28 protein-coding genes, 1 other RNA gene and 1 pseudogene are annotated in these 26,878 nt (G+C 64.0%); 16 read left to right on the top strand and 14 right to left on the bottom strand.

What is annotated here, in order from left to right; genetic code table 11:
• Nucleotides 1-100 precede the first annotated feature (100 nt).
• Nucleotides 101-4,147, top strand: coding sequence for an AsmA family protein (locus LB554_RS06005; RefSeq protein WP_224583544.1), 4,047 nt, complete (start codon nt 101-103; stop codon nt 4,145-4,147).
• A gap of 9 nt (nt 4,148-4,156) precedes the next feature.
• Here the strand turns inward: LB554_RS06005 and LB554_RS06010 are convergent, their stop codons facing one another.
• The 3 genes from LB554_RS06010 to LB554_RS06020 form a co-directional block, all read right to left on the bottom strand.
• The gene (locus LB554_RS06010; RefSeq protein WP_224583546.1) at nt 4,157-5,074 is read right to left on the bottom strand and encodes a sigma-70 family RNA polymerase sigma factor; all 918 of its coding nucleotides are present in this window, start codon (nt 5,072-5,074) and stop codon (nt 4,157-4,159) included.
• Nucleotides 5,075-5,107: 33 nt separating this feature from the next.
• A complete protein-coding gene (locus tag LB554_RS06015; protein ID WP_224583547.1) occupies nt 5,108-5,413 on the bottom strand; it encodes a hypothetical protein in 306 nt (101 codons plus the stop codon).
• 123 nt (nt 5,414-5,536) lie between these two features.
• Entirely contained in the window at nt 5,537-5,959 is a 423-nt protein-coding gene (locus tag LB554_RS06020) for a MarR family winged helix-turn-helix transcriptional regulator (RefSeq protein WP_224583549.1), read from the bottom strand.
• Nucleotides 5,960-6,124: 165 nt separating this feature from the next.
• Here LB554_RS06020 and LB554_RS06025 point away from each other — a divergent pair, with 165 nt between their 5' ends.
• Entirely contained in the window at nt 6,125-7,921 is a 1,797-nt protein-coding gene (locus LB554_RS06025) for a chloride channel protein (protein ID WP_224583551.1), read from the top strand.
• Between the two features lie 2 nt (nt 7,922-7,923).
• On the opposite strand, the gene LB554_RS06030 is transcribed toward LB554_RS06025, so the two are convergent.
• The 4 genes from LB554_RS06030 to LB554_RS06045 all read right to left on the bottom strand — a co-directional run bounded on the left by LB554_RS06030 (nt 7,924) and on the right by LB554_RS06045 (nt 9,726).
• On the bottom strand, nt 7,924-8,148 hold the full coding sequence (locus LB554_RS06030) for a ribbon-helix-helix domain-containing protein (protein ID WP_140726188.1): 225 nt from the start codon (nt 8,146-8,148) through the stop codon (nt 7,924-7,926).
• The gene (locus LB554_RS06035) at nt 8,145-8,342 is read right to left on the bottom strand and encodes a DUF4169 family protein (RefSeq protein WP_140873396.1); all 198 of its coding nucleotides are present in this window, start codon (nt 8,340-8,342) and stop codon (nt 8,145-8,147) included. Before LB554_RS06035 ends, LB554_RS06030 begins: the two co-directional genes overlap by 4 nt.
• An 11-nt stretch (nt 8,343-8,353) precedes the next feature.
• Nucleotides 8,354-8,890 (bottom strand): SspB family protein, encoded by a 537-nt coding sequence (locus LB554_RS06040; RefSeq protein ID WP_140714644.1) that lies wholly within the window; start codon nt 8,888-8,890, stop codon nt 8,354-8,356.
• 146 nt (nt 8,891-9,036) lie between these two features.
• Nucleotides 9,037-9,726, bottom strand: a complete 690-nt coding sequence (locus LB554_RS06045) for a TetR/AcrR family transcriptional regulator (RefSeq protein WP_224583553.1) — start codon at nt 9,724-9,726, stop codon at nt 9,037-9,039.
• Between the two features lie 183 nt (nt 9,727-9,909).
• Here LB554_RS06045 and LB554_RS06050 point away from each other — a divergent pair, with 183 nt between their 5' ends.
• Nucleotides 9,910-11,115, top strand: coding sequence for a multidrug effflux MFS transporter (locus LB554_RS06050; protein WP_140660946.1), 1,206 nt, complete (start codon nt 9,910-9,912; stop codon nt 11,113-11,115).
• Between the two features lie 103 nt (nt 11,116-11,218).
• Here the strand turns inward: LB554_RS06050 and LB554_RS06055 are convergent, their stop codons facing one another.
• From LB554_RS06055 to ssrA, 3 genes are all read right to left on the bottom strand, one after another.
• Nucleotides 11,219-11,656: a VOC family protein gene (locus LB554_RS06055; RefSeq protein WP_224583554.1), complete on the bottom strand. Its 438-nt coding sequence runs from the start codon at nt 11,654-11,656 to the stop codon at nt 11,219-11,221.
• Between the two features lie 89 nt (nt 11,657-11,745).
• A complete protein-coding gene (locus LB554_RS06060) occupies nt 11,746-12,312 on the bottom strand; it encodes an AAA family ATPase (RefSeq protein ID WP_224583555.1) in 567 nt (188 codons plus the stop codon).
• 106 nt (nt 12,313-12,418) lie between these two features.
• Nucleotides 12,419-12,779: a transfer-messenger RNA gene (ssrA, locus tag LB554_RS06065) on the bottom strand.
• A gap of 168 nt (nt 12,780-12,947) precedes the next feature.
• Between ssrA and LB554_RS06070 the strand changes: the two genes are divergently transcribed.
• Together LB554_RS06070 and LB554_RS06075 are read left to right on the top strand one after the other, a co-directional pair.
• Nucleotides 12,948-13,259, top strand: coding sequence for a DUF2853 family protein (locus tag LB554_RS06070; RefSeq protein ID WP_015317265.1), 312 nt, complete (start codon nt 12,948-12,950; stop codon nt 13,257-13,259).
• Nucleotides 13,260-13,432: 173 nt separating this feature from the next.
• Nucleotides 13,433-14,227, top strand: coding sequence for a thymidylate synthase (locus LB554_RS06075; protein ID WP_224583680.1), 795 nt, complete (start codon nt 13,433-13,435; stop codon nt 14,225-14,227).
• Nucleotides 14,228-14,238: 11 nt separating this feature from the next.
• Here the strand turns inward: LB554_RS06075 and LB554_RS06080 are convergent.
• A pseudogene (locus LB554_RS06080) lies at nt 14,239-14,446 on the bottom strand (TOBE domain-containing protein).
• A 153-nt stretch (nt 14,447-14,599) separates the two neighbouring features.
• Between LB554_RS06080 and modA the strand changes: the two are divergent.
• From modA to LB554_RS06100, 4 genes are all read left to right on the top strand, one after another.
• Nucleotides 14,600-15,394, top strand: a complete 795-nt coding sequence (modA, locus tag LB554_RS06085; protein ID WP_140615709.1) for a molybdate ABC transporter substrate-binding protein — start codon at nt 14,600-14,602, stop codon at nt 15,392-15,394.
• Between the two features lie 41 nt (nt 15,395-15,435).
• Nucleotides 15,436-16,140 (top strand): molybdate ABC transporter permease subunit, encoded by a 705-nt coding sequence (gene modB, locus LB554_RS06090; protein WP_224583557.1) that lies wholly within the window; start codon nt 15,436-15,438, stop codon nt 16,138-16,140.
• Nucleotides 16,137-17,249, top strand: coding sequence for a molybdenum ABC transporter ATP-binding protein (gene modC, locus LB554_RS06095; RefSeq protein ID WP_224583559.1), 1,113 nt, complete (start codon nt 16,137-16,139; stop codon nt 17,247-17,249). The genes modB and modC overlap by 4 nt, the downstream gene beginning before the upstream one ends.
• 75 nt (nt 17,250-17,324) lie before the next feature.
• Complete coding sequence (locus tag LB554_RS06100; RefSeq protein ID WP_015317271.1) at nt 17,325-17,666, top strand: winged helix-turn-helix domain-containing protein; 342 nt, start codon at nt 17,325-17,327, stop codon at nt 17,664-17,666.
• Nucleotides 17,667-17,832: 166 nt separating this feature from the next.
• Here the strand turns inward: LB554_RS06100 and cobF are convergent, their stop codons facing one another.
• Nucleotides 17,833-18,594, bottom strand: coding sequence for a precorrin-6A synthase (deacetylating) (gene cobF / locus LB554_RS06105; protein WP_224583562.1), 762 nt, complete (start codon nt 18,592-18,594; stop codon nt 17,833-17,835).
• A 181-nt stretch (nt 18,595-18,775) separates the two neighbouring features.
• Between cobF and LB554_RS06110 the strand changes: the two genes are divergently transcribed.
• The 6 genes from LB554_RS06110 to LB554_RS06135 all read left to right on the top strand — a co-directional run bounded on the left by LB554_RS06110 (nt 18,776) and on the right by LB554_RS06135 (nt 24,388).
• Nucleotides 18,776-19,789 carry a DUF4424 domain-containing protein gene (locus tag LB554_RS06110; RefSeq protein ID WP_224583564.1) on the top strand — a complete coding sequence of 338 codons (1,014 nt, stop codon included), beginning with the start codon at nt 18,776-18,778 and terminating at the stop codon, nt 19,787-19,789.
• Nucleotides 19,789-20,313, top strand: coding sequence for a dihydrofolate reductase (locus tag LB554_RS06115; RefSeq protein ID WP_140615719.1), 525 nt, complete (start codon nt 19,789-19,791; stop codon nt 20,311-20,313). The genes LB554_RS06110 and LB554_RS06115 overlap by 1 nt, the downstream gene beginning before the upstream one ends.
• A 149-nt stretch (nt 20,314-20,462) precedes the next feature.
• Nucleotides 20,463-21,578 carry an FtsH protease activity modulator HflK gene (gene hflK, locus LB554_RS06120; protein WP_224583566.1) on the top strand — a complete coding sequence of 372 codons (1,116 nt, stop codon included), beginning with the start codon at nt 20,463-20,465 and terminating at the stop codon, nt 21,576-21,578.
• A complete protein-coding gene (gene hflC, locus LB554_RS06125; RefSeq protein WP_224583568.1) occupies nt 21,578-22,531 on the top strand; it encodes a protease modulator HflC in 954 nt (317 codons plus the stop codon). Before hflK ends, hflC begins: the two co-directional genes overlap by 1 nt.
• Nucleotides 22,532-22,537: 6 nt before the next feature.
• Entirely contained in the window at nt 22,538-22,726 is a 189-nt protein-coding gene (locus LB554_RS06130; RefSeq protein ID WP_015317277.1) for a DUF2065 domain-containing protein, read from the top strand.
• Between the two features lie 144 nt (nt 22,727-22,870).
• On the top strand, nt 22,871-24,388 hold the full coding sequence (locus LB554_RS06135; protein ID WP_224583571.1) for a DegQ family serine endoprotease: 1,518 nt from the start codon (nt 22,871-22,873) through the stop codon (nt 24,386-24,388).
• 41 nt (nt 24,389-24,429) lie between these two features.
• Here LB554_RS06135 and LB554_RS06140 read toward each other — a convergent pair whose 3' ends face one another.
• Together LB554_RS06140 and serB are read right to left on the bottom strand one after the other, a co-directional pair.
• The gene (locus LB554_RS06140; protein WP_224583574.1) at nt 24,430-25,002 is read right to left on the bottom strand and encodes a GNAT family N-acetyltransferase; all 573 of its coding nucleotides are present in this window, start codon (nt 25,000-25,002) and stop codon (nt 24,430-24,432) included.
• A complete protein-coding gene (gene serB / locus LB554_RS06145; RefSeq protein WP_224583576.1) occupies nt 24,999-25,886 on the bottom strand; it encodes a phosphoserine phosphatase SerB in 888 nt (295 codons plus the stop codon). Before serB ends, LB554_RS06140 begins: the two co-directional genes overlap by 4 nt.
• On the opposite strand from serB, the gene miaA reads away from it, so the two are divergent.
• A complete protein-coding gene (gene miaA, locus LB554_RS06150; RefSeq protein WP_140788793.1) occupies nt 25,876-26,841 on the top strand; it encodes a tRNA (adenosine(37)-N6)-dimethylallyltransferase MiaA in 966 nt (321 codons plus the stop codon). The genes serB and miaA overlap by 11 nt on opposite strands.
• The last annotated feature ends 37 nt before the right edge of the window (nt 26,842-26,878 follow it).

The following is a 26,878-nucleotide window of genomic DNA, read 5'->3' on the forward strand; positions in this document are numbered from 1 at the left end:
AGATCGTCCGACATGACGCAACACGGGATGAATTGCCTCTTTATCGACACGCGGATGCGGGTAGAGTGCGGCGGAATTGCAATCAACCTGTTCGGAGCTGATGCTCGCACGCCTGTTCGTGATCTTCGGTGGCCTGTTCGTGCTGGTGCTGCTTGCGGCGCTGGTGGTGCCGCATTTTATCGACTGGACCGGCTACCGCGCCGAGTTCGAGCGCGAGGCAAGCGCCATCCTCGGCCGCAAGGTAACCGTGCAGGGCGACGCCACGGCAAGACTGCTGCCGTTTCCCTCGGTGACCTTTTCCAACGTCGCCGTCGCCGGTGGCCCCGACGGCCAGCCGGCCATGACCGTCGAGACGTTTTCGATGGACGCGGAACTGGCACCCTTCCTGCGCGGCGAGGTGCTGATCTTCGACATGCGGCTGGTGCGTCCAAAGGCGACCATCGACATCGCCGCCGACGGAGCCGTCGATTGGGCCATGCGCCCGTCCTCGCCCTTCGACCCCGGCCAGGTCTCGATCGAGAAACTGACGGTGACGGAGGGGCAGATCGAACTGCGCCATGCCGCCGGCGGCCGCAGCCATATCTTTTCGGAAATCAACTCGACCATTTCGGCCAAGTCGCTGGCCGGACCATGGCGCATGGACGGCACGTTGCGGCTGGACGGGTTGCGGACCACGGTCGCGGCATCGACCGGCAAGGCCGAACCCTCCGGGCAGATGCGGTTACGGGTGAGGGCGGATCCCGACGCCTATCCGCTGGTCATCGAGACCGACGGCAATGCCGGCATCGTCAACGGTGCCGCCGTCTATTCCGGCCAGTTCAAGATTTCGGGCGCGGACAAGGATAGCGCGGGCAAGAATTCAGCCGAGTTGCGCGGCACGGACGGCGAGACGGTGAAGGTCAGCACCGGCAAGTCCGATCCGGGCTTCCGGCTGAACGGCAAGTTCTCGCTCGACCACCAGAAGCTTGGCGTCGACGAATTCCGTTTCGAGACCGGTCCGCTCGACAATCCCTACACGGCGGATGGCAAGGCCTCGGTCGATCTCGGCCAGAAACCGAGTTTCGCCATCGAGGCGAATGGCGCGCAGGTTCAGTTCGACGAGGCGGTGGGTGCCCAGGCGGGTACGGGCCTGACGCTGGATCAGCGCATCGCCGGGCTGGAGCAGGCGCTGCTCGATCTGCCGAAGCCGACCATTCCCGGCACGGTCGAGGTCAAGTTGCCGGCGGTGGTGGCCGGCGACACGACGGTGCGCGATGTTCATCTTTCGGCCGAGCCGGTCGGTGACGGGTGGTCGGTGAAGTCGCTGGCCGCGACCTTGCCCGGCCGCACCAAGCTGGAAGCCGATGGCAAGGTCATGCTCAACGTGCAGGGCCATTTCGGCTTTACCGGCTCGTTGCTGCTGGCCGTGGCGCAGCCTTCGGGTTTTGCCGCCTGGCTGTCGAAGGATGTCGACGAGGCGATCCGCCGTCTGCCTGCCGCCGGTTTCAAGGCCAAGGTCGATCTGTCGGAAAATCATCAATCCTTCAGCGATCTCGAACTGATCCTCGGCAAGGCGAAGTTTTCCGGCCGCATCGATTCCAGCCAGCCCGAAGACGCAAAGCCATCGGTGCTGATGCGGCTCGAGGGCGGCGATCTCGATGTCGATGGGCTGGCGGCCTTCGCCTCGATCTTCGTCAGTGACAAGGGTGCCAACCGTTTTGCCGACAGCGACCTCGATTTCCAGATCAAGGCCGGCCCTGTCAGCGCCGGCGGCTTGACCGCCGACACGGTCGATACCGCGCTCAGGCTGCGCGACGGGCTGCTCGAAATCGACCGGCTGTCTGTCGGCGGACTGGCCGGTTCTTCGATCAGCGCCACCGGCCGCATCAAGGATTTTCCTGCGAGCCCGACCGGCAAGCTCGACGCCTCGGTGGTGGCAGTCGACCTCAAACCGCTGATCGATGTCGCAGCACGGCACTATCCGGACAATGCCGTGCTGAAGGGGCTCGCAGACCGCGCCGCGGCCTATCCCGACTTGTTCCAGGACGCGCGCGTCGACCTCGTGGCCAGTGCCGCCGACAATGGCGACGGCACCACGGGCCTGGCGGTGAGCGGGCAAGGCAAGGCCGGCGGCTCGTCCTTTTCGGCGTCGCTGTCGGGAAAGGGCGCGGTGGACAGGCTTGCCGACGCGCCAGTGACACTGACTTTCAACGCGAGGAACCCGGACGCAACCGCCTTGCTCGCGCTCTACGGCCTGCCGGCGCTGCCGCTCGGCATGCTGGGTGAAGCAAGCACCGACATCCAGGCCAAGGGTACGCTTTCCGGCGGCCTGGCGACGAGCTTCAGCCTTGCCGGCAATGACTTCAAGGCCGGCTTCGAGGGGGTGGTCGCCGACACGCCGCAAGGCCCGACGGCCAAGGGCAAGATCAACCTCGACGCCTCCGACATCGAGCCGTGGCTGATGACGACCGGCATCGGCCTGCCCGGCATGGGCGCCGGCATGTCGACATCGCTGGCCGCGCAGGCCGATTACGGCAATGGCCTGCTGGTGCTCTCCGGGCTCAGCGGCGCCATCAACGAGGCGGCTGTGTCCGGCGACATCAACCTCGATGTCAAGCAGGGGGTCGACGGCAAGGACGGCGTGCCGCATCTGGCTGGGGCGCTGGCGCTCGACGAACTCGACCTCGATCCGATGGCGGTGGCGCTGTTTGGCGATTCCGCTTTTCTCGTGGACAAGAACGGGTCCGACAAGAGTGACAATGCCGACAAGAATAACAGGGCCGACAAGAATGACAGGGCCGACAAGAATGACAGGGCCGACAAGAATGATAGGGCCGACAAGAATGACAAATCCGGCGCGTGGCCGTCGGCGCCGTTCAGCCAGAAGTCCAGCCTGCCGTTCACGGCCGATCTCGACCTGACCACGGCTTCGCTGACCGTCGGCCCGCTCGCCACCGCCTATGACGCGGCCCTCTCGCTCAAGCTCGACCCGGAAGGCATTCGGGTCACCGATCTCAAGGCCAAATTCCTCGGCGGGGCGCTCTCCGGCCTGTTCGAGCTGAAGAACAATGACGGCACGGGGCTTTTCACCGGTCAGATGAAATTGGCGGGTGCCGATCTGGCTGATGTCTTGCCGGATGCGGGCATCGGCGGCAGCGGCGATTTCTCGACGACGCTGTCGACCAGCGGCAAATCCGTCGACGCGATGATTGCCGCTCTATCGGGATCCGGCACGGCGACGCTGAAGGGCTTGCGGATCGCCGGCGTCAATCCTGACGCGTTCGGCGCATTCCTGGCCAAGGCGGATGCGATCGGACGCGATATCGACGCCGCCAAGACGGCTGGCTTCGCGCCTGACATCGCCGCCGACGGCAGCTTCGCCGCCGGGAATGCCGAGGTCGCCTTCACGATTGCCGGCGGCACGCTCAGGGCGCCGCCGATCAGTCTTGAAAACCCGGCGGCGACCTTGTCGGCCGACATCACGGCGGACCTCAACGCCAGCACGGTTTCCACCAAGGGCGCGATCACCTATCGGCCTGGCGACGAAGCGCTGGTCGGCTCCGAGCCGGCCGTGAATTTCACCGCCGAGGGGCGGTTCGGCGCCGTGAAACGGCAGTTCGACAGCGAGCCGCTGGCGCAATTCCTGACCCAGCGTGCGCTGGAAAAAGAACAGCAGCGCGTCGAGGCGATGCAGGCCGCGCTGCTGGAGAAACAGCGGCTGCGACGCGAAGTGCGCTATTACGCGGCCCTTCAGGATGCCCGCGACAAGGCCGCCGAGGAGCTGCGCCAACAAGAGGAAGCGGCGCGCCTGAAAGCCGAGGCCGACGCCAAGGCGAAAGCGGAGGCCGACGCTCAGGCCAAGGCCGAAGCGGATGCCAAGGCGAAGGCCGACGCGGAAGCAAAAGCCAAGGCGGATGCCGAGGCCAAGGCGGCGGCGGAACAGCAGGCAGCGGACGAGGCGGCCAAGGCGCAGGCCGAGCAGGAGCGCCAGAAGGCGGAGGAGGCGATGCGCATTGCCTCCCAGGAAAAAGCCAGGCTCGAAGCCGAGCGCAAGGCGGCGCAACAGGCACCTAAGGCCGAGCAGGTGCCCGCCAACGACAATCCGCCTCCAGCCAAGCCGAAAGCCAATCCATTCACGGTCGACAATCTGTTGAAGTCACTGCAGTAGGCAGCAGGGCTAGGCTTTCCGGTTGGTCACCCGCCGGGCAATCGTCTCAAGAACGAACGTTTCGGCGCCGTCGGCGACGTATCTGGCGTGGCGGAAATCGCGGATGGCGGCAAGCTTGCCGCCCTGCCAACCCAGCAGGATGAAGTATGCCGGCGCTGCCGTCGGGTCGTTGGGATCGCGCACGAGGATTGCCGGACGGTCCTCGACGAAACCGGACTGGAAATGCCAGTCCCGCACCCGGGAATAATTGCCGAAATAGGTGGCCACCTCCTTGCGGCCGTTGAGCCTTGCCCTGGCCACCAGTTCCAGCCGCACTTCGTCGGCCAGCATGTCTCGCACGGCGTCGAAGTCGCGGGCGTTGAAGCGATCGACATAGGCGTCGAGCAACAGGCGCTCCGACGCACTCAGCCTGGGAACAGGACGATCGTCCTGTTCGTCGGCGAGCTCACGCAGCCGGCCACGGCCACGATGCAGCGCTGCCTTGATCGCGGGGATGCTGGTGTCGAGCATGGTGCTGATTTCCCGCAGCGAATAGCCCAGCACATCCATCATGATGACGCTGCTTCGCTGCGCGACGGGAAGGCGCATGAAACTGTGCAATCCGGCTGCCGCGGCCTGCCGGTCGGCGATGGAATTTGCTGGGTCGGCGATCATGTCCGGCTCCTCCTCGGAGAAAGTCTTCTCACGGGCGCGGCGGCGCAAAAAGTCGAGCGCCGCATTGTGCGCGATGCGAAACAGCCAGCCTTCGGGATTGGCGACCGAGGCGGTGCCGGCCAAGGCCTCGAACGCCTTGGCCAGCGCCTCCTGCACGACGTCCTCGCCATCGACGACCGAGCCTGTCATCCGGGCGCAGTAGCGATGCAGTTTGGGGCGCAATTCGCCGAACAAGTGGTCGAAAGGCTCTGGGATCTCGCCTGGATTGTTCATGCACCGGCCGTTCTCGACATGGTTCTATTCAGGCTATTCGTCCAGCATCCGATAATGGCCCACCACTGTCATCACGTCACGATGCGGAGGGTCGATGCAGCGATCCCTGATGCCACTCTGAAAAACCTGGAAGGCGGCAAGTCCTGTGATGAGGTCGGCATGCCCGTCGGTTTCGGTCTCGACGAGATGGACGAAAGTGCCATTGCCGGAGCGCCAGGTCATGTAGCGAACGCCTTCCGGCGATTTGCCGCGCAGTTCCTCGAACACTGCCTTGACCAGGCGCTCGTTCTCGTCGGCCCGGTCCGGCTTCGTCTTGTAGCGTATCAAATGGCGTTTCATCGCATCGGCTCCCTTGGCTGTCGCGTGTCCAAGACGCCGCGGCCAGCCCAGAGGATTCGGATTCCGGAAAAAATAGTTCGGTGAAAAAAATAGTTCGGTATCGGCCCGCACGGATGCTGGACGTCAGTCCTGGCTGAGCAGGCGCCGCAGCATGGGTTCGATGCGCGAGAGCTCGTCGAGATGCGCGGCCGACAGTTCGGCCAGGCAATCGTCGGCGCGTTCGGTCAGCCGCAGCAGCACGCGGCGGTGGTCATCCTTGTCCTGGTCGCGTGCGACCAGTCCTGCCTCGCCGAGGCGGTTGACCAGTTCGACGGCGCTGTGGTGGCGGATGCGCAAGCGTTCCGCCAGGTCGCCGACCGTCACCGGCCCGCCGCCGGGATATCCCTTGATCGCCAGCAGCGCCTGGTGCTGGCGCGGTGTCAGGCCGGCGTCCTCGGCCTGCACCTGGCTGAATTCGAGGAAGCGGCGGATGAGGTAGCGGAACTCGGACAGCCGCTGGTAGTCCGACTGCCTGATGGCGGGGCGTGGTGTCTTGGGCTGCGTCATGTCGGAGATGTCTTCGTTTTCCGGTGAAAGCTCAAACGAAATTTCGAGCGAAAGCCGCTTGAACAGATATATCGTGTTACGATACATACCCGGCCGACAACCGGCTGGCCACTTCGACCGTGCCGCAGAACCCAGACACGGCCGCCGGCAGGAAGCAAAGCCACCATGAAGACCCATAACTCCAATCCCGATCATCTCCGGGATTTCACCACGGATGCCCGAGTGCTGCTCGTCGCCGCGATAGCGGTGGTGGTGGCGACCGCCGGGCTGTTTGCCGGCATCGCGCTTCTGAAGCTGATCCGGCTCGCCACCAACATCGCCTATTTCGGCCAGTTCTCGCTTGCCGAGCTGAAGCTGCAGGATACGCCGCTCGGGCTTGCCGCCGTCATCGTTCCGGTCATCGGCGCGCTGATCATCGGCCTGATGGCGCGCTACGGCAGCGAGAAGATCCGCGGCCACGGCATTCCCGAGGCCATCGAGGCGATCCTGCTTGGGCGCTCCAAGCTCGACGCCAAGGTGGCGATCCTGAAGCCGCTGTCGTCGGCGATCTCGATCGGCTCGGGCGGGCCGTTCGGCGCCGAGGGTCCGATCATCATGACCGGCGGCGCCATCGGCTCGTTGATCGCGCAGATGCTGCCGGTCTCGGACAACGAGCGCAAGACATTGCTGGTGGCGGGAGCGGCGGCCGGCATGACCACCGTGTTCGGCACGCCGATCGCAGCCATCATGCTGGCGGTCGAATTGTTGCTGTTCGAATGGACGCCACGCAGCTTCATCCCCGTCGCGGTGGCGGCCATCGTGGCCGAGGTGGAGCGCACCATGCTGCACATGCCAGGGCCGATCTTTCCGTTCGCGGGCAACATGGCGGTTTCCTTCGTCGGCCTTGGCGGCTGGGTGCTGGTCGGCATCTGCGCCGGCCTGTTGTCCGGGCTGCTGACGCAGATGGTCTATGCCTGCGAGGACGGCTTCCAGAAGCTGCCGATCCACTGGATGTGGTGGCCGATGCTCGGCGGCCTGGTGGTCGGCATAGGCGGCTTGATCGACCCACGGGCGCTCGGCGTCGGCTATGACAACATCGCCGACATGCTGGACGGCCGCACGATCGCCACGGCGGCGCTGCTGCTGCTGGTGGTCAAGGCCATCATCTGGTCGGTGGCGCTCGGCTCGGGAACCTCGGGCGGCGTGCTGGCGCCGCTGTTGATCATGGGTGGCGCGATGGGGGCGGTGCTTGCCGGCATCCTGCCGGCGGCGGACCCGGGCTTCTGGGCACTGCTGGCCATGGCCGCCACTATGGGTGGCACGATGCGCGCGCCGCTGACAGCCACGTTCTTCGCCGTCGAGCTGACCGGCAACACGCATGTGCTGGTGCCGCTGATCGCGGCTTGTGCCGCGGCGCACGCGGTCACCGTGCTGTTGATGAAGCGTTCGATACTGACCGAGAAGATCGCCAGGCGAGGGCACCATCTGGTTCGCGAATATCGCGTCGACCCCTTCGCGCTGACCAGGGTGCGCGAGGTGATGACGGCGCAGGTCGAGAGCGTGCCGGCGACGATGACGCTGCATGGTGCGGCCGCCTTCCTGACCGCGCCGGAAACCCGGCATCCGAGTTTTCCCGTGGTCGATGAAAACAGGCAGGTGCTCGGCCTCATCGATCCGCCGGCGATCCTGCGCTGGCGCCGTGCCGGCAAGCACCGGACGACGACGCTCGGCGAGCTGCTGGCGGGAAGCAAGGTGACACTGGCCCATCCCGACGAATATCTGGAAGGCCTGTCGGACAAGCTGCTGACCGCCAATGTCTCGCATCTGCCGGTCGTGGCGCGTGAGGATGGAAGGTTGGTCGGCTATGTCGGCTGGAAGGATCTGATGCGCGTGCGCTCGCGCAAGCAGGCCGAGGAGCGTGAGCGCTCCACCTTGCTCGGCTTCGGACGCGGGAAAAAGGCGGACCCGGTCGAGGGTGCGTAAGTTCAGGCGCTCGTCGCGCGCTTCGCCCACTCCAGGACATGCAGCCTGAGCGCCGAGGACAGATTGGTGTCACGGGGCCGGATCTCGTCGATTTCGGCGACAAGGGCGGCGAGCGTCAGCTTCCTGGTCGCCGCGATGGCGACGAGATCGTCATAGAAGGGCTTTTCGAGGGAATAGCTGGTGCGATGGCCGCGAATGGTCACCGAGCGTTTTTCGACGGCGCTCATCGATCGTCAGGCTGGGCGGGCTTTTCGCGATGATGGCCCGCGACAAACCTTTCGCTCTTGTCGGCGATCAGGCGGTCGCGTTCCTTTTCGGCCTTGGTGCGACCGTGCAAGGCGCGATTGCGGCTGGCCGTTTGTGCCTTGTCGTCCCGCGCCCTCTGCTTGCGAGCCTGGCGGAGATTGACGATGTCGGCCACGGACAGCGAGCCTATTTCTTGCGGAAGGCGTCGAGCGAGACCACTTCGGCGCCCTTGGTGCCGGCATCCGCGGCGGTTGCCTTCTTCTCCGCTTCGGCGGCGGCCTTCTTCTCGGCCTTCGGCTTCTTCTCGGAGACGATGGTCAGCGGCTCGGGCACCGGTGCTGCCGGTTCCTCGTCGGGCTGCGCATCGGTCTTGACGTCGAATTCGAGCTCGAAATTGACCGACGGATCGTAGAAGCCGCGCACGGCCGAGAACGGGATTTCCAGTTTCTCCGGCACGTCGGAGAAGGAGAGACCGACCTCGAAACCGGTGTCGGTCACCTTCAGGTCCCAATACTGGAACTGGATGACGATGGTCATCTGCTCGGGATAGCGCTCGCGCAGCCGCGATGAGACGCGCACGCCCGGCGCGCCGGTCAGGAAGGTGATGAAGAAATGATGGTTGCCGGGGAGGCCGGTGCGCGCGACCTCTGCCAGAACCTTGCGCATGACGCCGCGCAACGCCTCCTGGGCCAGAATGTCGTAGCGGATATGGTCGTCGGCCATGAGGTGGTCGGGTTCCGTTGAATCGTCCGCATAGCTGTAATCAAGCTTGGGCGCGGCGTAAACCTGATATAGACCGCCGCCGCGCCGAAGCGAGGACTATTGCAAACGATTTGATCGGCAAGGCGGCTTGGCGGCAACGCCAAATGTTATGCGTTAGCCAGCGCAGCGTGTCTTTTGAGGCTGGTCGGGGAAGGGCGCTTGCCGAAAGCGCGCAGGAAGGTGCGCACACCGTTTGTCGCCGATTGCGCCACCTCGTCCTCGCCTGGCGTGCCGCCAAGCATGAAGGTGGTCTGCAATTCGGCATTGACGAGGCCGAGGAACTGGCGCGCCGCGACGTCGGGATCGTCGATCGCGAGATAGCCGCCATAGGCGAGGCGGGCGAAGCGGGCGGCGATCGCCGGCCATGTCCTGCCGGGTCCCTGTTCGCGCCATTCGGCAAAGAGCTCAGGATAGCGCTCGCCCTCGGTCTGGATCAGCTTGCGCAGGAATTTTCCGTCGCGGTTGCAGATGCAGTTCTGATTCAGGCGCACGGCAAAACCGATCAGGTCGGCCTCGAGATCCCCAGGCTGATCGGGAAAGGTGGCGATGGTGGCGAAAATGCCGGCGTTGCAGCGCTCGGTCAGGTCGCGCACGACCGCGATGAACAGCTTTTCCTTGTCGCCATGGTGATTGTAAACCGTCTGGCGCGACACGCCGGCCTCAACCGCGATCAAGTCTATATTGGCGCCGGAGAAGCCTTCGCGGCAGAACACGCCGGCAGCGGCGTCGACGATCGACAGGCGCTTGGCCTCGTGGCCGCGTGGCGGGAAAGTGTCAGGAGAAACGCCCAGTCTCATGAAAATCTATATAGAGGTGATTGACGATTTAGACAAGACTGTCTAAATTTGTGGACACGATATAAGGGGATTTCGCTCCGGAGACGAATAAATTTGCTCCAGGAGTAGGAAACCCACGGGATGGAACGTCCTAGGGTCAGACGTCGCCGGCGGCGGCAACCAGATTCGAAAGAAGCCAATATCATGAGCCCCAAATTCCTCCGCATCGCGGTCGTGCTCGGCCTGTTGTCCGCCATCGGCCCGTTCGCCATCGACATGTATCTGCCCGCTTTGCCGTCGATCGGCACCGATCTGCATGCTGGCACCGCCGCCGTGCAGATGAGCCTTTTGATCTTCTTCCTGTCGATGGGCTTCGGCCAGATCGTCGTCGGGCCGATCTCCGACATGGTCGGCCGCAAGCTGCCGCTCTATGGCGGCCTGGCGCTGTTCATGGCCGGCGGCATCGGCTCGGCAATGGCGCCGACCATCGAGTGGCTGATCGCCTTCCGCTTCCTGCAGGGGCTTGGCGCCAGTGCCGGAATGGCCATTCCGCGCGCCATCGTGCGCGACCTGCACACCGGCAATGAGGCCGCCAAGCTGATGTCGCTGCTGATGCTGGTGTTTTCGGTGTCACCGATCCTGGCGCCGCTGACCGGCAGCCAGATCATCGAGAATTTCGGCTGGCGCGCCGTGTTCTGGACCGTGACCGGCGCGGCGGTGCTTGCCACCATCCTGCTCGCGACCTCGCTCAAGGAGACACGGCCGGCGGAAGAACGCGTCGGGTCCTCCTTCGGTACCGCCCTTGCCGGCTACCGCTTCCTGATGGGCGACCGTAATTTCCTCGGCCTGGTGGCGATCGCCGGCTTCGGCATTGCGAGCTTCTTCGTCTATCTGTCGAGTTCGTCCTTCATCCTGATCGACCATTACGGGCTGTCGCCTTCGGTCTACAGCGTCTTCTTCTCGATCAACGCGGTTGCCTTCATCGGCATGTCGCAGTTGACGGGCCTGCTTTCCGAACGGTTCGGACTGAAGCGCGTGGTGTGGGTGGCGGTGACCGGCTACGCGACGACGATGGTTGTGCTGTTCGCGATCATGGTGACGGGCGTCGATCGGCTTGACGTGATGGCGGCCCTGCTGTTCGTCGGCTACGGCTTCCTCGGCTTGGTCATCCCGACCACATCGGTGCTGGCCATGGAAGAGCATGGCGAGATCGCCGGCACGGCGTCGGCGCTGATGGGCACGCTGCACTTCGCCATCGGCGCGCTCGCCATGGGCGTCGCCGGTGTGTTCTTCGACGGCACGCCGCTGCCGATGGTCGCCGGCATCACGCTCTGCGCGGTGATCTCGTTCGCACTGGCGAAAGTCACGCTTGGCCGTTCGCGCGAAGCGGTCGAAGCGCCGGCGGAGTAAGCACCTTTTCCAATAAACCAGGGGAGGCCGGGTCGATCCCGGCCTCTTTGTGTCGAAGCCGGCGTTTGCCCCGGGTTGACGACCGCGCTCTGGCTGCTGACGCTCAGCTGAGTTCCTGGGCGAGGCCGATGAGAAGCCCTTCAGGCCCACGGATGTAGCAGAGCCGATACACGTCCTTGTACTCGACCACTTCGCCTACGAGTTGCGCGCCGCGCGTGCGGAGCCTTTCAAGCGTGTCGTCGATGTCGTCCACGGTGAACATGACGCGGAGGTAGCCCAGGGCGTTGACCGGGGCGGTCCGGTGATCCGCGACGACAGGCGGCGCGAGGAAGCGGGAGAGCTCCAGCCGGCTGTGGCCGTCCGGCGTGCGCATCATGGCAATCTCGACATGCTGGTCGCCCAGTCCGGTGACGCGTCCGGCCCATTCTCCTTCGACCATGGCTCGCCCTTCGAGCTCGAGGCCGAGTTCGCGAAAGAAATCGATCGTCACTCCAAGGTCTTCGACGACGATTCCTACATTGTCCATCCGCTTGAGCGCCATGTTTCCGATCTCCATGGGGTGTGGTTTCAGTTTACAAGGTATCGCCTGGTCCACCAACGCACAGGAAAGGCCGGACCCGTCCGACCTCTTTATGTCCGCGATGTCAGCGGCAATCCAGCAGCGTCGAGGAGGAAGCGTACACGCTCTTCGACTGGGGCCAGCGGCAAGCTCACCAGTTCGTAGCCGAGTGCGGCATAGACGCCGGCCACGGACTGGCAAGTGCGCTCGGCCTCGTCGAGGGTTTGCTTGCGTTCTTCGTCCTGGGTGAAGATCTCCGGCCATGGCGGGGCGACGAAGACGCGACGCGCATAGCGGAATTCCGTGGCGGCACTGGTGAGGTGATCCGGCACCGGCAGGCCGCAGAGCCTGAGATAGCCGATCGTGTCCGGCACGCCGCGATCAAAGAAGACCGGACCGGCCAGCTCGCGGACCGCACGGTACGAGCGCATTTCCCACGACAGCATCAGTTCGGCGAACAATGCGCGATCGCTCCAGGGCAGGGCGGTTCCACCAATGGCGGATTGGTCGCCGATGATGCCGCGCCCGGCCTCGGCGGATGTCGCAAAGCCCGCCTGCCGCAAGGCTTCGATCAAGGTGGTCTTGCCGGAACCGGGGCCGCCGGTCAGCACGAAGAATCGATCGGAATTGTTTTGCATTTTGTCCATGGAGAAAGGGCACGCAACGCAGCGGCTTCGCAGCCGTGGACGTGCGAAGTCTTGACGGCAGGAACCGTTGTGCGTCACGCAAAATGAAAGGGGGAGAAGTGGAGGTTTCTGTTGCCAGGTACCTCCGAACCCCGCCTAGAAGTGCGAACCCCTAGGGCTTGATTTGAAGCTATCGCACTGCATTAAGCAGCGAGACGTGCTTCCGCATAGTTGTCGTTGGCAACTATAAGTTTAGCCCGATGACGGTGGTACAATGCCGGGCAAAAGTACGATCTTTACACCTTCGTCGATCCTATTTCGCCCCCAGCAAAAACCGCTCTGTCCTCAACAGCGGCTTTTGGTGGAGGCGCCGGGTACCGCCCCCGGGTCCGAACGGCTTATTTCATCGCCCATTTATCGCCATAGTCGGTCAAGCCGACAAAACGAATATAGGGGGGCTTGCGCGGAAATGAAAGGCCGCAATGGTGCTTTGTCCCTGTGTCAAATTGCGACGCGAAGGGTTGACTTGGGCGCGGTCTCAACCGAAGCTTTGCGGGCGGTGAGGAGTTACCGACCTAGCGCACAAGTTGCGAAGCGCGCCACAGCCCTCATCGATCGGATCCGTGGCGCCGACGAGGGGAATTCTGATGGCCGACTATCTTGCGGATGTGAAGAAATATGACGCCGCGGCAAGCGCCGATGCGGTCGAAAAAATCGTCAAGCACCTGGGCATTGCGCTGAGGAACCGCGATTCCTCGCTGGTGTCCTGCACGGATCCGAAGGAATTGGCGCGGGTCAAGGAGAGCTGGGTGGCCAAGAAGCTCGGCGTCAGCGACGGGGCGAAAGCCGACGCCGCGATCGAGAAGACTTGCAAGGCGATGCACGCCGACAACACCAAGAACCGCGTGACCTTCTACTATCTGGTGGCCAAGGACCTGGGCAAGCTCGGCTCTCTCTGAGACCTTTGGTTACTTCATCCTGGCGGCCGGTTGGCGATTTCCGCGCTTCCGGTTCGCCGGTGAGGATTCTGGGCGGGCTTCGTCCCTGCTAAGTGGGGACGATCTCAGACAAGCGTGGCGTCAGCGCCTATATGCGCTATGATCGGAGAGATCCCGAATCGAGCCCGGAACCGATGCGCCAATATCTCGATCTCCTGCAGCATGTGCTGGACAACGGCGCCGATCGTGGCGACCGCACCGGCACCGGCACGCGCTCCGTCTTCGGCTACCAGATGCGCTTCGATCTGGCGCGCGGATTTCCGGTCACCACCACCAAGAAGCTGCATCTGAAGTCGATCATCCATGAACTCCTCTGGTTCCTGGCCGGCGACACCAACATCAAGTACCTGACCGACCACGGCGTTTCGATCTGGGATGAATGGGCCGACGAGAATGGCGATCTCGGCCCGGTCTACGGCAGGCAGTGGCGATCCTGGCCAGACGGCCATGGCGGCTCGATCGACCAGATCGCCAATCTTCTCAAGGAGATCCACCGCAATCCTCAATCGCGGCGGCTGATCGTCTCGGCCTGGAATCCCGCCGAGGTGGAAGCCATGGCGCTGCCGCCTTGCCACTGCCTTTTCCAGTTCTACGTGTCCGAGGGCCGGCTTTCCTGCCAGCTCTACCAGCGCTCCGCCGACATCTTCCTCGGCGTGCCGTTCAACATCGCGTCTTACGCGCTGCTGACGCTGATGGTGGCGCAGGTGACAGGGCTGAAGCCGGGCGATTTCGTGCACACGCTTGGCGACGCGCATCTCTACTCGAACCATTTCGAGCAGGCGCGCGAACAGTTGCGGCGCACGCCAAGGACCCTGCCGACGATGTGGATCAATCCTGAGGTGAAGGACCTTTTCGCCTTCCGCTTCGAGGATTTCCGGCTGGAAAACTACGTCGCCGACGCGTCGATCAAGGCGCCCATCGCGGTCTGAGCCGCGGCTTTTCAGTCGATGCCGACCATCACGTCCGAGGCCTTGACCACGTCGTAGGCCTGCTTGCCCTTTTCGAGCTTGAGGTCGGCGACAGCTTCATTGGTGATCGAGACGGTGACGATGATGCCGCCGCCGATGTCGATGCGGACGCGAGGTGGTGGCTCCCTTGACGATTTCGGTGATCGTTCCCTCGAGCACGTTGCGGGCGCTGATCTTCATTGCAGTTCCTTTCGCGGCGGCGGTCTTATCAGAACAATCATGCAGCGCCGGATCGAGTTTCAGCCGGCCGGGCCTTCCCTTGTTATATCCATGCGGATATATCGGTCTACAGGCTTCGAGCCAACCGGAGTTTGAACCCAGGGAGAGTTTTCGATGACACGCAAAGGTTTCGGGTTGAGGATGATCGCCATTGGCGGCTTTGCGGCGACATTGATGGCGGCAATGCCAGCAGCGCACGCGGAAGACAAGGTCGTGGTGTTCGCGGCGGCCAGTCTCAAGGATGCGCTCGATGCGGTGAACAAGGCCTGCGAAGCCGATGTCGGCGAGGCCGCGACCGTTTCCTATGCCGCGAGTTCGGCATTGGCCAAGCAGATCGAGGGTGGGGCGCCGGCCGACGTCTTCATCTCCGCCGATCTCGATTGGATGAAATATCTCTCCGACAAGAAGCTGACCAAGCCCGACACGGAAGTGAAGCTGCTGGGCAACGAGATCGTGCTGGTGGCGCCGAAGGATTCGACGGTCGAAACCAAGATCGAGAAAGGCTTTGACCTCGCCAAGCTCGTCGGCGACGGCAAGCTTGCCATGGGCGACTTCAAGGCCGTGCCGGCCGGCAAATACGGCAAGGCGGCGCTTGAATCGCTCGGCGTCTGGTCCTCGGTCGAGGGCAAGGTGGCGCAGGCCGAGAATGTCCGGGCGGCGCTGAAGCTGGTTTCGACTGGTGAGGCCGCGCTCGGCATCGTCTATGCCACCGACGCGCACGCCGAAAAGGGCGTCAAGGTGGTCGGCACCTTCCCCGAGAATTCACATCCGCCGATCATCTATCCGGTTGCCCAGACCGCCGATTCGAAGGACAAGGATACGCCGGCCTTCCTGAAGTGCCTGCAGTCCGCCAAGGCCGGCGCGCTCTTTAGGGAACAGGGTTTTACCGTGCTCACGCCCAGCAACTGAGTCGGCGAGCAACTGAGTTCGAAAAGGCCCGATACCGCACTATGAGCTGGCTGCTGGACCTCACTCCCGACGAATGGAATGCGGTCCGGCTGTCCATCAAGGTGGCGACGGTGGCGATGCTCGCCAGCCTGCCGCCGGGCATAGCGATCGCGCTGCTGCTTGCCCGGGGGCAATTCTGGGGCAAGACGCTGCTCAACGGGGTGGTGCACCTGCCGCTGATCCTGCCGCCCGTGGTGACCGGTTATCTCCTGCTTTTGACGTTCGGCAAACGCGGCCCGGCCGGCGTCTTCCTCGCCGAACATTTCGGCGTCGTCTTCTCGTTTCGCTGGACGGGTGCCGCCCTTGCCTGCGGTGTCATGGGCTTCCCCCTGATGGTGCGGGCGATCCGGCTGTCGATCGAGGCGGTGGATCGCAAGATGGAGGCGGCGGCGGGAACGCTCGGCGCCAACCCGCTGTGGGTGTTCGGCACCATCACGCTGCCGCTGATCCTGCCCGGGCTGATCGCCGGCGCCATCCTGTCCTTCGCCAAGGCGATGGGCGAGTTCGGCGCGACGATCACTTTCGTCTCCAACATTCCTGGCGAGACGCAGACGCTGCCGTCGGCGATCTACACTTTTACCCAGGTGCCGGGCGGCGACGAAGGGGCGCTGCGACTGACGCTGATTTCGATCGTCATCTCGATGGCGGCATTGGTCGCATCGGAAGTGCTGGCGCGGCGGGTCGGGCGGCGGATGGACATCGAATGAGCGTCCTTGTCGACATTGGCCACCGGCTTGGCGATTTCACCATCGATGCCCGCTTCGAGAGCGCCGGACGGCTGACGGCGCTGTTCGGACCGTCCGGTTCCGGCAAGACGACGCTGATCAACATGATTGCCGGGCTGATCCGGCCGGACAAGGGGCGCATCGAGGTCGATGGCCGCGTGCTGGTCGACGCGGGTGCCGGCATTTTCGTGCCAAGGCACAAACGCCGCATCGGCATGGTGTTCCAGGATGCGCGCCTGTTTCCGCATATGAGCGTGATGAGCAATCTGTGCTACGGTCGCTGGTTCACGCCGGCGGCGGAACGCTATGCGGACATGGACGCCGTTGTAGAATTGCTGGGCATCGGCCCGCTGCTTGGGCGACGACCGGCAAAACTCTCGGGCGGCGAGAAGCAGCGCGTGGCGATCGGCAGGGCGCTGCTGGCCAGCCCCAGACTGCTGCTCATGGACGAGCCGCTGGCCTCGCTCGACGAAGCGCGCAAGGCCGAGATCCTGCCCTATATCGAGCGGCTGCGCGACGAAACGAAGATCCCGATCGTCTATGTCAGCCATTCGGTCGCCGAGGTGGCGCGGCTGGCGAGCGACGTCGTGATGCTGGCGCGGGGCAAGGTCACGGCTAGCGGCCCGACCGACGCTGTCATGCAAAGGCTCGACCTGTTGCCGGTGGAAGAGCGCGGCGAGGGCGGCGCCGTGCTGGACACGAAGGTGCTGCGTCACGAGGAGGCTTTTGGGATGACCGTGCTCGGCTCGGCCGCCGGCGAGATCCGCGTGCCGCGTCTTGGGATGAAGGCCGGGGCTCCCGTGCGTATCCGCATTCGCGCTCGCGACGTGATGATCGCCGCGGAGAAACCGACGGGCCTCAGTGCCCTCAACATCCTGCCCGGCACGATCGTCGCGATCAGTCCCGGCGAGGGGCCGACGGTTGAAATCGGCATCGACTGCAATGGGGCAACGGTGCTCGCCCGCATCACGGAACAGTCGCGGCAGGCGCTGAAGCTGCGGCTCGGCGGCAAGGTTTTCGCGGTGGTCAAGACCGTGAGCTTCGATCGGGGAAATACCGGCGCCGGTCTGCCGCTCGACGTCGATGGCTGACAGCGGCGGTGATTGGCGCTATATTGTTTTGGAATAACGGTCGCGGAAGCTGAAGCGGTCGCGGAGGAGCAAAAAATGCCGTCGCTGAGCTTGCGGATAAATCTCGATCCGGACGGACGGATCGGTCCTGGCAAGATCGAGCTTCTGGAGCACATCGCCACCTTCGGGTCGATCTCGGCCGCCGCGCGCGGCATGGAGATGTCCTACAAGCACGCATGGGACCTGGTCGAGGACATGAACCGGGTGTTCGGCAAGCCGCTGGTGGCGGCGCAGACCGGCGGCCGCAAGGGCGGCGGCGCGCAACTGACGACCGTCGGCCTGGCCGTGGTCAGCCGTTTTCGCGCCATCGAGCGAGCGGCGAGTGCGGCCGCGGCGACGCATATGGACGCGTTGCAGTCGGAGATTGAGGCGGGATAGGGGAGTAGGGAGTAGTGAGTAGGGAGTAGTGAGTAGTGAGTAGTGAGTAGGGAGTAGTGAGTAGTGAGTAGTGAGTAGTGAGTAGTGAGTAGTGAGTAGTGAGTAGTGAGTACAGCCTAGTCCTCACTGACTACTGACTACTCACTATTTACTACTCACTATTCCACTACTCCGGCTTTCGCAGCAAATACGTATCCATGATCCAGCCTTTCTTCCGGCGGGCTTCGTCGCGGCGCTTTTCGATCTCGGCGCCGACATCGCCAAGGCGGCCGGAGATGATGATCTCGTCGGGCGTGCCGAGATAGGCGCCCCATTGGATGAAAAGGTCCCGGTCTGCCAGCGTGTTGAAGGCGCATTTGCCGTCGAGCATGACGACGGCGCTGCCGGCATTGTCCGGCATGCCTTCCTCGGTCAGGCGGCGGCCGGTGGTGATCAGCACGGGATCGCCGATGCGGTTCAGCGCCGTTTTGTGGCTGGCTGCCAGCGCCTGGACGGCCGTTATGCCGGGGATGACTTCCAGGTCGAACGCAACATTGCCCCTCAGGCGCACGCGCTCGAGGATGCGCAGAGCGCTGTCATAGAGCGAAGGATCGCCCCAGATCAGGAAGGCGCCGCAGCCATCCCCGGAGATCTCGTCGCGGATCAGTGCCTCGTAGATGGCGGCGATGGCTTCATGCCAGTCGTCGACGGTCGAACGATAGGAAGAGGTCGGTTCGGCACGCACCGGCACGTCGAACTCGACCCTGCGTGAGGCCGGGTTGGTGACGAAGCGGTCGCAGATGCCGCGCCGCAGGTTGGCAAGATCGGTCTTGTCGGTGCCCTTGTCGGGAATAAACAGGACGTCCGCCCTGTTCAGCCCTGCTATGGCCTGGACGGTCATGTGGTCGGGATTGCCGGCGCCGATGCCGATGACGAGAAGCTTGCGCATGGCGCGAACTCCTGCCCCATCGGAACCTGTTAGTCCAGACCGCCTGCGTGTCCAGACCGCGTGCGTGTCCAGACTGCGTGCGTGTCCAGACCGGTCACGCACACCCAGCAAGCGGAAGGGCTTTGAAACGCCGCATCGAAACGGCTAGGGTCATCCAGGCATTCCAGCCGAGGGGGCTTCGATGTTGCGATCTGTTCTGGCTTTAGCGTTGGCGCTTTCGGTCGCGCCTGCAATGGCCAATGATTCGGTTGCCGAGCTTGGCACCGGCGGCCTGATCCTGTCGCGCAGCGATGCCGTGGCGATGCAAAGCGAGGATCTTTTCATCTCGCCCGAAAAGGTGACGGTGGACTACGTCTTCCACAACAACACCGACAAGGATGTCGAGGCGATAGTCGCCTTCCCGATGCCCGACATTTCGGGCGATCCCGAAGAGATGCCGGCGATCCCGGAAAACCAGAGCGATAATTTCCTCGGCTTCGAGGTGACGATCGACGGCGTCGCGGCCAAGCCCCAACTCGAGCAGAAGGTGCTCGCGCTCGGCATCGACATCGGCGCCGACCTCAAGGCGCAAAACGTGCCCTTCAACCCGTTCGGCGACGCGGCCAAGGCGGCGCTGGCGAAGCTGCCGCAAGGGGTGGCTGACGACTGGGTCGACCGCGGCATCATCATCGGGGATTCCACAGCCGACAGTGGCCAAAAACCGGTCTATTCGCCGTTCTGGCAATTGCGCTCGACCTATTGGTGGCGCGCGGCCTTTCCGGCCAACAAGGACGTTCACGTCTCGCACCGCTACAAGCCCAGCGTGGGCGGCACATCCTCGGTCAGTTTCTTCAATGAAGGCCAGTTCCAGAACTCATACGCGGCGTACAAGAGCCGCTACTGCATGGACGACACATTCGAGAATGCGGTGCGCAAGGCGGCGAAGGACAATCCGGACGGCTATCCCAAATTCTACGAAAGCCGCATCGCCTATATCCTGACCACCGGCGGCAACTGGGCGGCGGGCACCATCGGCAAGTTCAAGCTGACCATTGACAAGGGCAACCCGAAAGCCCTGGTCTCGTTCTGCGGCGACAACGTCAAAAAGGTCGGGCCGACGCGTTTCGAGATGAAGGCGAACGATTTCTATCCCGAGCACGACATCGACATCCTCCTGCTCGTCCCGTCGGACAGCAATGGCGGGGATGCAAACTGATGCATGTCGCGATCTATGTCGCCATTGCCGAGAACGGCGTGATCGGGCGGGACGGCGGGTTGCCCTGGCGGCTCTCCACCGACCTCAAGCGGTTCAAGGCCGACACGATGGGCAAGCCCATCATCATGGGCCGCAAGACCTATGAAGGCATCGGCCGGCCGCTGCCGGGCAGGCTGAACATCGTCGTCACCCGCGACAAGGCCTGGCGTGCCGAGGGCGTCGAGGTGGCGCATACGCTCGAAGCCGCGATCCAGCTGGCAACCGTGCGCGGACGCCGCATGACGGGCGTCGACGAGGTCTGCATCATCGGCGGCGGCGAAATCTATGCCCAGGCGCTGCCGCTGGCCGAGCGCCTGCACGTGACCCATGTGTTGGCCGCCGTCGATGGCGACGCGCATTTCCCGCCGATCGACCCTGATGCATGGCAAGTGGTCAGTTCGCGGGAGATTGCGTCAGGAGAAAAGGACAGCCATGCGACGCGCTATACGGTTTATGAGCGCCGCCGCGAGATAGTTCGAAGATAAAGGACGACAAAGGGTCGCTACCGGCCCAAAACGGATGAAGTCGGCGGCGCATCGCGTTGAAAGCGCGCCGTGGCGTCCCTATAGAAGAACGACACTGGATTTGCGCCGTAACCGCGGTGCTTGAGGGAATTCCAAGCGAAAGGACATTCATGCCCTGGAACGACAAAGGTGGCGGAGGCGGCGGCCCGTGGGGTGGCGGCGGTAACAATCAGGGACCCTGGGGGCAGGGACCGAAGGGGCCAAGCGGCCCGCAGGGGTCGCCTCCCGACCTCGAAGACATCATTCGCCGTGGCCAGGATCGGCTGCGGCGCGCGCTGCCCGGCGGCGGTGGCGCCAGTCCGGCGGTGTTCGGCCTGATCGCCGCGGTGCTGGTTGTTCTGTGGGCCTTCCAGGCGGTCTATACCGTGCAGCCCGACGAGGTCGCGGTCGAACTGCGCTTCGGCAAGCCGAAGGCCGAGCTTTCCCAGCCAGGCCTGCATTTCCACTGGTGGCCCCTCGAGACCGTCGAGACGGCGAAGATTTCAGAGCAGCTCGTCGACATTGGCGGCGGCAACACCAGCGGCAACGGGCTGATGCTCTCGGGCGACCAGAACATCGTCAATGTGCAGTTCTCCGTGGCCTACCAGGTCTCCGATCCCCGCGCTTACCTGTTCGACGTCTCCGACCCGGACGGCATGCTGCGGCAGGTTGCCGAGAGCGCCATGCGCGAAGCCGTCGGCCGCCGGCCGGCGCAGGACATTTTCCGCGACGATCGCCAGGGCATCGCGGCCTCGGTGCGCGAGATCATCCAGACGACGCTGGACGGCTACAAGGCCGGTCTCAACGTCAACGCCGTCTCCATCGAGGATGCGGCACCGCCACGCGAGGTGGCAGATGCGTTCGACGAGGTGCAGCGCGCCGAGCAGGACGAGGACAAGTTCGTCGAGCAGGCCAATCAGTATTCCAACCAGAAGCTCGGCCAGGCACGCGGCGAGGCGGCCCAGGTCCGCGAAGACGCGGCCGCCTACAAAAACCGTGTGGTGCAGGAAGCCGAAGGTGAGGCGCAGCGCTTCATCTCGGTCTACGACGAATATGCCAAGGCCCCCGATGTCACGCGCAAACGCCTTTATCTGGAAACCATGGAGAGGGTTCTGAAGGACTCGAGCAAGGTCATCGTCGAGCAGAACAACGGACAGGGTGTCTTGCCTTATCTGCCGCTGCCCACATTGCAGCCGAAACCGCCAGCACCGGCCGCGCCCGCCGCGAACACGGGAGGTACCAAGTGATGGCCAACCGTCTTCCCATCGTCGTCGTCGTGGCGGCGGTCGTCCTGTTCCTGATCTATTCCTCGGTCTTCGTGGTCAATGCGCGCCAGCAGGCGCTGGTGCTCCGCTTCGGTGAGATCGTCGACGTCAAGAGCGAGCCCGGCATCTACTTCAAGGCGCCGTTCTCGTTCTTCGACGCCGATACGGTGCAACTGATCGAAAACAGGGTGCTGCGCTTCGACCTCGACAACATCCGCGTCCAGGTCTCGGGCGGCAAATTCTATGAGGTCGATGCCTTCATCGCCTATCGCATCTCGGATCCGCGCGTCTTCCGGGCCGCCGTGTCCGGTCAGATTGAACTGGCCGAAGCGCGGCTCAGGACGCGTCTCGACGCTGCCCTGCGCCGCGTCTACGGTCTGCGCGATTTCGAGGCCGCGCTTTCCGAAGAGCGTGCCGTGATGATGCGCGAGGTGCGCGATCAGCTCAGGCCCGACGCCACGTCGCTCGGCTTGCAGATCGAGGATGTTCGCATCCGCCGCACCGACCTGACGGCCGAAGTTTCACAGCAGACCTACGACCGCATGAAGGCGGAACGCCTGGCGGAGGCCGCGCGGCTGCGGGCACGCGGCAACGAAGCGGCACAGCGCATCACGGCGCGCGCCGATCGTGAAGTGGTCGAGATCGTTGCCGAAGCGCAGAAGGAGTCCGAGATCCTGCGCGGTGAGGGCGAGGCGCAGCGCAGCGCCACCTTCGCCGATGCCTACAAGCGCGATCCCGCCTTCTTCGACTTCTACCGGTCGATGAATGCCTATGGCACCGCGCTGGACAACACCGGGACGACCATGGTGCTGTCGCCGAGTTCGGAGTTCTTCCGCTACTTCCGCGATCCCGACGGCAAGGAAGGACCGGCGAAACCGACGGCGCCGGCTGCGGCACCTGCCGCGCCGACGACACAACCCAGCACCGGCCAGTAACGGCCGGTGCAGGATTTCTTCGCGGCGATAGGCCTGGTCCTCGTCATAGAGGGCCTGGTCTATGGCGGCTTTCCCCGCCTTGCGAAGAAGCTCGCGGGCGAAGTGCTGTCGATGCCGGAGAATGCGTTGCGGATCGGCGGGCTGGCGGCGATCGCCATTGGTGTTGGCGTCGTCTGGCTGGTGCGGGGCGTGTAGAGGCGGCGGTTTGCGGAATAACGCTCGATTTACACTCCACCGATAGTCATAGCCGCAAACGTGCCGTATTTCTTGCCATCATGGCGCGACACGGCGTTTTCGTCGAAGCGCTTTTCTCTTTTAGAAATGCCGGGAGGCTTCTCGATGACATCCAACACCCTTTTGGACGCCGCTCGACGGACATTGGTCGCCGGCGCGGCAGCGCTGGTCCTGGGCGCCGTCGCCGTTCCGTCCTTCGTGGCCCCGACATTCGCCGCCGACGGACCGGCCTCGGTCGCCGACCTGGCGCAAGGCGTGCTTGGCGCGGTGGTCAATATCTCGACATCACAAACGGTGAAGGGCACGGAAGGGCCGGGCGCGGTGCCGATGCCGCAACTGCCCGAAGGCTCGCCGTTCCAGGATTTCTTCGACGATTTCTTCAAGAACCGCGGTGGCGAAAAGGATGGCGGCTCGCAGAAGGTGCAGTCGCTCGGTTCGGGTTTCGTCATCGACGCCGAACAAGGCATCGTCGTCACCAACAACCACGTGATCGCCGATGCCGACGACATCGAGGTCAATTTCTCCGATGGCGTGACCTTGAAGGCGACGCTGGTCGGCACCGACACCAAGACCGACGTCGCGGTGCTGAAGGTCGATCCGAAAGGCCACAAGCTGACAGCGGTGAAATTCGGCGATTCCACTAAGATGCGCGTCGGCGACTGGGTGATGGCGGTCGGCAATCCGTTCGGCCTCGGCGGCACGGTGACGGTCGGCATCGTCTCGGCACGCAACCGCGACATCAATTCAGGCCCCTATGACGACTTCATCCAGACCGACGCGGCGATCAACCGCGGCAATTCCGGCGGACCGCTGTTCAACAGCGCCGGCGAGGTCATCGGCATGAACACCGCGATCATTTCGCCGTCCGGCGGCTCGATCGGCATCGGCTTCTCCATTCCCTCGCAGCTCGCCTCGGGCGTCGTCGAGCAGTTGCGCCAATATGGCGAGACGCGGCGCGGCTGGCTCGGCGTGCGCATCCAGCCGGTGACGGACGACATCGCGGAAAGCCTCGGCATGGCGACCGCCAAGGGCGCGCTGGTGGCCGGCGTCATCAAGGGCGGACCTGTCGACAACGGCACCATCCAGGCCGGCGACGTCATCATCAAGTTCGACGGCAAGGACATCCATGAAATGCGCGACCTGCCGCGCGTCGTCGCCGAAAGCCCGGTGGGCAAGGCCGTCGACGTGCTGATCGTGCGCAAGGGTGTCGAGCAGACGGTGAAGGTGACGCTCGGCCGGCTCGAGGATGGCGAGAAGCTGGCGAGCGGCGAGAATGGCAATCCCGACCAGGACAAGGGCGCTGACAAGGCTCCGGCCGTCTCGACCGCCTCGGTGCTTGGCATGACGGTCGGCGAACTCAATGACGAGACGCGCAAGAAGTTCAGCATCGCCGGCGATGTTTCCGGCGTTGTCATCACCGACGTGGCCAAGGACTCCGCCGCCGCGGAACGCGGTATCCAGCCGGGCGAGGTGATCACCGAGATCGCGCAGGAGTCGGTCGCCACGCCCAAGGACGTCATGGACCGGATCGGCGCGCTGAAGGAGCAGGGCCGCAAGAACGCGCTCTTGATGCTGGCGTCGAAGACCGGTGAGTTGCGCTTCGTTACGATCCGGATGGATTGATCCAGTACGCCGGCAGAAATCTGATTTTGATGGAAGGGCGGTTAGAGAGCCGCCCTTTTTCTTGCCTGCCAGTCCTCGCGCGACAGCCGGTAGAGCACATGCCGCTTGAGCGCGGGATGGCTGTCTGGAATGCTGGGGTGGTCGAAATCGCTCGATGGGTCGGCGGTCATGCCGAGGCGTTTCATAACGGCGGTCGAGCGGTGGTTTTCCGCCACGGCGAAGGAAACGATCTCGTCGACGGCCAGTGTCTCGAAGCCGTGGGCCAGCCATGCCTCCGAGGCCTCGGTGACATAGCCCTTGCCCCAGAATTCGGGAGCCAACCGCCAGCCGATCTCGATTGTGTCGGCCGGCAGCGATGGCACATCATCGGTCGCGAGGAGGCCGACGAAACCGATGCATTCGCCGGTCGCGGCAATCTCGGCCGCGGCGAAGCCGTAGCCGTCCTCATCGACCCAGGCGCGGAACTCATCCATCTTGGCGTCGGCGGCGGCACGGTCGCGGCGAAACGGGAAGAACTCCATCACGCGATCGTCGGAATTGATGCGATGGAACAATTCGCGGTCGCGATCCTCCCAATTGCGCAGGATCAGGCGTTCGGTACGGATTGGCTTCATTGGACGAATTCTTCCTGCCGGTAGCCCTGCAGATAGAGCAGCGCAGTGAGGTCGGCATGGTCGATCCGGACTTTTGCCTGCGCCGCGACGGTGGGCTTGGCATGCAGCGCGACACCGGTTCCGGCCAGGCGGATCATGTCGAGATCGTTGGCGCCGTCGCCGACGGCGATGGCATCGGCCGGCGTCAGGCCAAGACGTGCACAGATTTCGAGCAGCGCCTCGGCCTTGGCGGCGCGGCCGAGGATCGGCTCGCCGACCAGCCCGGTGAAGCGTCCATCCTGGTCGAGAAGGCGGTTGGCGCGGTCTTCCTGAAAGCCAAGCATCGCAGCGATGCGCGTCGTGAAAACCTCGAACCCACCCGAGACGAGCGCCGTCCAGGCGCCGTTGGCGCGCATGGTCTGGACCAGCGCGCGGCCGCCCGAGGCCAAGGTCAGCCGATTGGCGACGATATGGTCGACGACGGCGGCATCGAGCCCCTTGAGGAGCGCCACGCGCTCGCGCAGCGCCGGCTCGAAGGCGATCTCGCCGTTCATCGACCGTGCGGTGATCGCCGCGACATGATCCTTGACGCCAATCTCGTCGGCCAGCTCGTCGATGCACTCCTGGTCGATCATGGTCGAATCCATGTCGGCGAGAAGGATTTTCTTGCGGCGTGTTTCAGCCTGCTGGACGATCACGTCGACGGGCTCAGCGGCCAGTGCGGTACGAAGGCTCGCGGTCGTTTCATCAGCCTGCGCCGCTGGCGGCAGGGCAATGTCACAGGCAATGCCTTCGGCCAGCCATACGACAGCGCTTGCGCCCACCGACCGTGAGGCCATATTCGCAAGCGATGGCGACAGAGCGCGATCGGCGGGACGGGAAACAAGCGTGGCAATGAGCGGCATCGAGAATTCCGGCACGGATGCGGACGAAGGCCGCGTGAAGAACGCGATCCTGATAGCCGGGCCGACCGCCAGCGGCAAGTCGGCGCTGGCGCTTGAACTGGCCGAACGCACAGGCGGCGTCATCGTCAACACCGATTCCATGCAGGGCTATGCGGTTCTCGACGTGCTGACGGCCCGGCCGCAGGCGGCCGAACTCGCACGAGCGCCGCATTTTCTCTATGGGCATGTCCATCCCGGCACCGCCTACTCGACCGGCGCCTGGCTGCGCGACGTTATGAAACTCATTGATGACGGGACGCTCTCGCGGCGGCCAATCTTCGTCGGTGGCACTGGCCTGTACTTTCGTGCGCTGGCGGAAGGGATTTCGGAAATGCCTGATATTCCACAACGGATACGCGACCGCTGGCGCTACGAATTGAAGGAGCAAGGCGCGGTCAAGCTGCATGCCTTGCTGCTGCGCGAGGATTCGAGCGTCGCCATGCAGTTGAAGCCAACCGACAGCCAGCGCATCGTGCGGGCGCTCGAGGTGCTCGACGCCTCCGGCCGGTCGATCCTGGACTGGCAGGCAGAGCGCGGCCTGCCGCTCATCGACAGGCCGAGCGCGCATTTCCTGGTCGTCGAGCCGGATCGGGCAGCATTGGTTGACCGCATCGAAAGGCGTTTCGACCAGATGCTGGACAAGGGCGCGCTGGAGGAAGTCAAGCAGCTTGCGGCCCTTCGTCTGGATCCAGACCTGCCGGCGATGAAGGCGATCGGGGTCCGCGAGCTCCAGGCCGCGATCTCAGGGCAGTCGAGCTTTCCCGAGGCGATCGAGCGCGCCAAGATAGCGACAAGGCAATATGCCAAGCGGCAGGCTACCTGGTTTCGCCATCAGTTGGGGCCGGAATGGCAGAGACTTCGCCCCGGTGACGATCTCGAAACCACGATCCAAACACTTGTTGCTAATGCAACTTAAAAAGTTGCCCCTGAGGGAAGGGTTCTCGCCGAAGTTG

Source organism: Mesorhizobium sp. CO1-1-11, from assembly GCF_020164995.1.
GTDB lineage: Bacteria > Pseudomonadota > Alphaproteobacteria > Rhizobiales > Rhizobiaceae > Mesorhizobium > Mesorhizobium australicum.